The sequence below is a fragment of the Psychrobacter sp. AOP5-GZ1-6 genome (assembly GCF_052376345.1).
In the GTDB taxonomy this organism is placed as follows: Bacteria; Pseudomonadota; Gammaproteobacteria; order Pseudomonadales; family Moraxellaceae; genus Psychrobacter.
Genome location: NZ_JBQSVP010000150.1, coordinates 1 through 7129, shown reverse-complemented (window position 1 = coordinate 7129; position 7129 = coordinate 1). Strand labels below are relative to the sequence as shown.

The window sequence follows — 7129 nt, the reverse complement described above, 5'->3', positions numbered from 1 at the left end:
AGCATAAAAAACCCCTGCTACTGTTTTACTAAATAGTAGCAGGGGTTAATACATGAGCCAATAGGATGATACTTTATTACTCAGGATGAAACTATATTACTTAGTATGCATCTTTATTACTCTAGTACAATTTCTGTCATTTTTTAAGCTAAATTATTCTACCGTGACACTCTTGGCCAGATTTCTGGGCTGATCGACATCCGTACCACGCATGACGGCGACATGGTAGGACAGCAGCTGTACAGGGATGCTATAAACAATAGGGGCTAACGTCTCACAGACATCGGGCACGTAGACGACATGTAAGCGATCTTCTGCAACCATCTTGCTTGATTCACCAGCGAATACAAACAACTCACCATGGCGGGCATGAACCTCTTGCATGTTGGCTTTGAGCTTGTCATACATGCTGTCTTTTGGTGCCAGCACGACGATGGGCATGTCTTTATCGACGAGTGCTAATGGACCGTGTTTGAGCTCACCGGCAGCATAGCCTTCGGCATGAATGTAAGAAATTTCTTTAAGCTTGAGTGCGCCTTCTAGTGCAATAGGGAACTGTAATCCGCGACCTAAGAACAGGCAGCTTTTTTTGTCCTCAAAGCGCTCACTCATGGTATTGATTGAGGCATCAAGGTTCAAGCTGGCATGTAGCTGACCAGGTAGTCGTTGTATCTCTGCAAGCATCGTGCTCAAACGCTCACCAGTCATGCGCTGCTGTACGTCACCAACTTTGAGCACTAATAGCATTAGAGCAATAAGCTGCGCAGTAAAGGCTTTGGTCGAAGCGACACCGATTTCGGGTCCTGCGAGCGTCGGTAAAAAGATATCTGTTTCGCGTACCAGTGATGAGGTAGGGACGTTACACAATGCTAAGCTGACCAGACCTGTTGGCGTATGCTTTTGAATATCACGGAGCGCAGACAGGGTGTCAGCCGTTTCACCAGATTGAGAAATACAGATAACTAATGTGTTATCAACCACGACTGGGTTGCGATAACGGAACTCACTCGCGACTTCAACTGAACAAGGAATACGGTTTAGGCTCTCAAACCAGTATTTTGCGACCAGCCCTGAGTGATAGCTGGTGCCACAAGCGATAACTTGTACATTACGAACACCCGATAGCTGCGCTTCGTGACGCTGCAAAAAATCATCGCGTAACTTAGAGGTTTCACTCTTGTCGACGGCCATCTCAATCGTACGAGCGACGGCATCTGGCTGCTCATAGATTTCCTTGAGCATATAATGCTTAAATTCACCTTTATCGGCATTGTGTTGTGCCGCATCAATTTCATGAACTTGTCGTTTGACCTCGACACCATCAGCATAAACTTGAATCGTTTTGCGAGTTAGTCTGGCGATATCACCTTCTTCTAAATACATAAAACGGTTGGTAACTGGCAACAGTGCCAACTGATCTGATGCGATGAAGTTTTCGCCGATACCCACACCGATCACTAGCGGTGAGCCCAGGCGCACCGTAATCAGCTCATCTGGACAGTCAATATGTACGACACCAAGGGCAAATGCACCATGTAATAACGGAATAACCTTGCGCACAGCCTCTAATAGATCTGATGTGTCTTGATAAATGTCATTAATGAGATGCGCAACCACCTCGGTATCTGTCTGTGAGGTAAACTCATAGCCTTTCGCGATGAGATCTTCTTTGAGTTCAGCATAGTTTTCGACGATACCGTTATGTACGACAGCGACTTTACCTGAGATGTGTGGATGGGCATTACGCTGCGCAGGTTCGCCATGAGTTGCCCAGCGAGTATGAGCAATACCGATATGACCGTCGAAAAACTCAGGGTTTACGGCGACTGCATTGACCAATTCTTGTACCTTACCGACTTGGCGTTCACGATGTAGCTCACCATTACGGATGACAGTCAAGCCCGCAGAATCATAGCCTCTGTATTCCAGACGTTTAAGACCTTCGAGTAAGATGTTGGCGATATTACGTTCAGCAACTGCCCCTACAATTCCGCACATGGCTATTCCTTAAGTTTGATTTTTGATGTTTTTAGGTGTTTTTAGATTGTCACTTTTCTATATATAGCTGCTGTATCCATCAATAATATGGTTGACTGGTAAGCCATTCACTTTATAGCGCTATAAATATAATTAAGCAGCACCACAAAAATTGTCGCGCTGCTTAAGTGTGTTCAAGAATACGATGATTGACCTAATTTTTAACAAAGCGACTATTTTTTAGTAGGTCGTTGAAAGTCATTTTTCTGCGTTTGCCGAGCGCGACCAAAAGCCAATGCGCTAGCATCCACGTTTTTAGTAATGACAGAGCCAGCTGCAACCGTCGCTGTATCACCAATCGTCACTGGCGCTACCAAGCTGGCATTTGAGCCGATAAAGGCATTGTCTTCAATGGTGGTTTGCGACTTGTTGGCACCATCATAATTACAAGTAATCACGCCAGCACCTATATTGACACCCGTTCCGACGGTGGCATCGCCGACGTAGCTTAAGTGGTTTACCTTGCTACCGTGACCGATGGTTGATTTTTTGATTTCGACAAAATTACCAATTTTACTGTTATCAGACAATACGGTCTCAGGACGCAGGTGGGCAAATGGGCCAATATCGACACCAGCACCGACCTCGGCATGATCAATAACGCAGTATGGCTTGATATAGCAGGCATTGCCCAGCTGTGAGTGTTTAATAACACAGCCTGCCTCAATATAGACATTGTCTCCCAAGGTGCAGTCACCCTCGAATACGACGCCAACATCGATAAACACGTCTTGACCTGCCGTTAGCGTACCACGGATATCGACACGGGTAGGATCGGCGAACTGTACGCCAGCTTCTTGTAAGTCAGCGACTATTTTGCCCTGCCAAGTTCGTTCTAGACTGGCTAGCTGTTGGCGATTATTGACGCCTTCAATCTCAAAGGTATGCTCAGGCTCAATCGCGGCAATCGTAATACCATCAGCGACGGCCATTTTGACAATATCGGTCAGATAGTATTCTTGTTGTGCGTTGTCGTTAGAGAGCTTAGGTAGGTATTTGTGAAGTAGGGCATTATCGACGCAGTAAATACCGCTATTAATTTCTCGAATCTGCTGCTCGTCAGTATCGGCATCTTTTTGTTCAACGATGGCCATGATGTTACCGACGTGATCTCGTTTGATACGACCCAAACCAAATGGATTGTCCACTGTCAACGTCAGCATAGACATACCGTTGGTGTTTGCCGATCTCAAGGCGGCTAACGTCTGAGCACTTACCAAAGGCACATCACCATATAGAATCAAACTTTGTCCGTCTTTTGGCAAGTCAGACAGCGTCACTTTTACCGCATGTCCAGTGCCCAGTTGTTCTGTCTGGGCCACCCAAGTGATGGATGACTGTGAGTATTGGTCAGTAATTTCTGACTTCACTTGCTCGCCGCCAAAACCATGAACGACGATGGTCTCATCAACCGTCATTTTATGACAAGTATCTAGTACATGGCCTAATAACGATTTACCAGCCAATGTCTGAAGCACTTTTGGCTTAGCCGACTGCATACGCGTGCCTTTACCGGCAGCGAGGATGATTACAGAGAGAGGAGAAGTCATAATAACCTTATAAATGTAACAAATTATAATACCTGAGTATAACGCAAATATTTGTTCAGAAAAATACGGTAATGTGCAGGCTTTGTAAATTATATTCAATAATTAGCATATAAGGTAGTAAAAGTACATATAAACCCAAAAAATCTGTCAGATTTATACCTTATGTCTATTAGGACATCTCCTAAACATACTGTATTTTCATTAAAAAGGTAGGATAAGCATCACAAGCACCCACACGATCGCCGCCATAATACCAGCGATAATATCGTCGAGCATGATACCCAGACCACCAGCGACTTTTTTGTCCGCCCAGCCAATTGGTGGCGGTTTGATGATGTCAAAGAACCGGAATAGAACAAAGGCAATCAGGATGGCAATGATAGAAGAGGGTTGTGAGATGTGTTGCCAAAAATTCGTGTCGGCCGCGCCCATATAAGACAAAGGTAGCAGCGTAATCCAGATACCCGCCCATTCATCCCAAACGATATGCGGGTTATCATGCCCGCCCATCAGATCCGATGTGCGACCGCATATCTCGTTACCAACCAGACAGGACAGAATGGTAATAATTAGGAATGGCACGAAGCCCAGGCTTAGCAGTGGTATGGCGGCGATTAAGCCACCAACGGTTCCCCAAGTACCAGGAGCACGGCGGGGTAGACCACTGCCCAAACCAAGCCCAAGCCAATAGACCACACGGTCAATCGAGGTGGCGTTTTCTGGTAGCGGTGGGCAATCATTGGCTTTACGAATATCGGGTTTAGAGAGATCGTGATCAGTCATGGGTCAACCTGCAAAATGTTGGTAACCAGTAAGATTGGGCCATGTGGTAAATGGTGCTGGATTTATTGGCGTAATAGGCTGCCCTTGATAATAAAGCGTAGGACGTAAAGGAGTCGCACTGCCTGCCTGATTGGATAGAGCCGTGTTGGATAGCGAAGTATCAGGCAGCGCAACCACTTCACCGATACAAGTCACTAGCGTGTCGCTGCTATTGATAGGTGGCGTGATATGAGGCGGCAAGGTAAATGCCAATTCGTAATCATCACCGCCTGTTAATTGGCATAGCACGCGCTCAGATAAATCAATGGTAGCGAGTGAGTGACTGGCTGGCAAGTGCTCTACGTTTAGGCGTATGCCGACCGCGCTTTGTTGACATATATGCCCTAAATCTTGATACAAACCATCAGAGATATCTATCATCGCTGTTGCGCCCACTTTGGCTAACTCAGCGCCCAAAGTGACACGCGGTGTGGGCATATGTAATCTATGAGCCAGCTCGATACCTTGAGCGTTGTTGGGATGCAATAGCGCATAATTGGCATCACCAAGTGTCCCTGATACATAGACCTTATCACCCACTTGCGCGCCTGAGCGATACACGGCTGGCGTATCTGCGGCTAGCAGTCCTTGCGCACTGACACTCAGCACTAAGTTATCACTGCGTGTGGTGTCGCCACCAATCAACGTCACACCAAATAGCTGGCAGGCATGGAACAGACCTTTGGCAAATTCGGTGAGCCATTTCTCATGGGCAAGTCTATGTGGTAACGCTAATGCCAATAAAATACTATGCGGGGTTGCGCCCATCGCAGCGATGTCTGAGACATTGACAGCGACAGTTTTATAACCAATCGCAAATGCCAATTCGTTGATTTGTTGCCAGTCAGCGCTAAAATGCCGACCTTGAACCAATGTGTCAATACAGCTGACCAAGCGTGCGCCCACAGGCAGTGCTGTCACCGCTGCATCATCACCAATGCCTTTTTCGACATAGTCTGATAATGGCTGCTTGGCCTGCATTTGGACGAATATACGCTCAATCAGCTCAAATTCATTCATAGTTAGTCTTGGTTTTTGGCATCGTCAGCGTTTTTCTTGTTCGCTTTAAAGTTACTGATATTTGCACTGGCTTTACTCGCGCTATTGCGTTTAACACTGGCGTTATTTGCACTGATACGTGGCTTGTTTGAAGCGGTTGGTTTGTCTTCAATTGATTCCAAATCGACACTACTATCTACTTCAGTAGTTGTCTTTACGACAGGTTTAGCAGAGGCTTTTTGTGAAGTGCGTGAGTTGGCTTTGCTGTCTGATGCCACTTCAGTTGCACGTAGTTCAACCGCCATCTTGTCTAATACTGCATTAATCAGTTTATGGGCGTCAGTGGCACCGAAGTGATTATTCAGTTTCATCGCCTCATCTAGAACGACTTTATATGGAATCTCTAAACGGTTTTTAAGCTCGTAAGCACCAATCAACAAAATAGCGTGTTCAACCGTGTCTAACTTATTGATGTCGCGATCCAAATGCTGAGTAATGAGCGCATCTAAATCTTCGATTTGCTCTGGAATATCACGCATCATTTCGTGATAATAGCCAATGTGTACGGTATGCATCGCATTGGTCGCGCGCGTACGGGCTGCGATATCATGGGGGGCATTGGCTTTCCAACCAAGCTTGCCATCTATATCAAAACGGCGATCTGTGACCAACCATTCATATAGGCCTTGCATGGCAAAACGGCGTGCTTTGCGGATAGCAGTGTGACTGGTCTTATAAGAAGACTCATTCATATCGAAGGTTTGATCACCCGCACTGCTGCTCGCTATACGGGTAGCTTCCGCTTGTTGATCATTGGTTTGTGCGGTTTTTGCAGCATTAATGGCGTGTTTGAGTTGGTCGGTCATAAGGGGTCAATACCTGAGTTTTGAGATAGAATGTTAAATAGTGGTCGGCTGGTACGTATTACCAGTCAGTTTTGGAGCTTGGTTTAAATGCTGAAGCTAAGCACTTAAGTTCAGTACTTAAGCTAAATACTTAAATTAAGTGCTGAGGTTAAATATTTAATTTAAGCATTTGAGTTAAACACTTAAGTTAAATATTTAATGTAACTAATCAGGGCTATAGCAATAACCCCAATTAAATTCATAAACAGTATGGTTCTGTATCTGTCTAGTCTGCATCTCTATTTAGAGAGCAACAAAATTACGCGTCATCGATATCATCATCAATATCTAGCTGTGACAGCACGGCAAGCATTTCTATTACCACCATCGCCGCTTCTGAGCCTTTGTTACCAGCTTTGGTACCAGCACGTTCAATCGCTTGCTCGATGCTATCAGTGGTTAATACGCCGTTTGCGACTGGGATATTGTAATCCATCGCGACAGCGCTTAAACCTTTGGCTGATTCGTTTGCAACAAAATCAAAATGCGGCGTGCTACCACGGATAATCGCGCCCAAAGCAACAATGGCATCAAAGCGATCAGACTCAGCAGCGCGCTGGGCAACCAATGGTAATTCAAAGGCACCAGGCACACGAACAACAGTAATATTGCTGCCTAATACGCCATGACGAAGCAATGCATCGATAGCACCATCTACTAATGACTCAACGACAAAACCATTGAAACGACCGACCACGATACCGATACGGACGTCTTTGTTTTGATGTAGGTTGCCATCGATATGGGTCACATCATTGCGCTGCTGTTGTAAATTTGACATAAAAAATCCTTTGCCTAATGGGCTTTTAATATAAA

General features: G+C 45.5%; 6 protein-coding genes. All 6 read right to left on the bottom strand.

What is annotated here, in order from left to right; genetic code table 11:
• Nucleotides 1-153 precede the first annotated feature (153 nt).
• Entirely contained in the window at nt 154-1998 is a 1845-nt protein-coding gene (gene glmS / locus ACT3RN_RS13665) for a glutamine--fructose-6-phosphate transaminase (isomerizing) (RefSeq protein ID WP_192519626.1), read from the bottom strand.
• A gap of 212 nt (nt 1999-2210) precedes the next feature.
• The gene (gene glmU / locus ACT3RN_RS13660) at nt 2211-3587 is read right to left on the bottom strand and encodes a bifunctional UDP-N-acetylglucosamine diphosphorylase/glucosamine-1-phosphate N-acetyltransferase GlmU (protein ID WP_192519627.1); all 1377 of its coding nucleotides are present in this window, start codon (nt 3585-3587) and stop codon (nt 2211-2213) included.
• 201 nt (nt 3588-3788) lie between these two features.
• Entirely contained in the window at nt 3789-4370 is a 582-nt protein-coding gene (locus ACT3RN_RS13655) for a phosphatidylglycerophosphatase A family protein (RefSeq protein WP_192519628.1), read from the bottom strand.
• Nucleotides 4371-4373: 3 nt separating this feature from the next.
• Nucleotides 4374-5429 carry a thiamine-phosphate kinase gene (gene thiL, locus ACT3RN_RS13650; RefSeq protein ID WP_192519629.1) on the bottom strand — a complete coding sequence of 352 codons (1056 nt, stop codon included), beginning with the start codon at nt 5427-5429 and terminating at the stop codon, nt 4374-4376.
• 2 nt (nt 5430-5431) lie between these two features.
• Entirely contained in the window at nt 5432-6274 is an 843-nt protein-coding gene (gene nusB / locus ACT3RN_RS13645; RefSeq protein WP_225739195.1) for a transcription antitermination factor NusB, read from the bottom strand.
• A gap of 298 nt (nt 6275-6572) precedes the next feature.
• Nucleotides 6573-7094, bottom strand: a complete 522-nt coding sequence (ribH, locus tag ACT3RN_RS13640; protein ID WP_192519630.1) for a 6,7-dimethyl-8-ribityllumazine synthase — start codon at nt 7092-7094, stop codon at nt 6573-6575.
• Between the last annotated feature and the right edge of the window lie 35 nt (nt 7095-7129).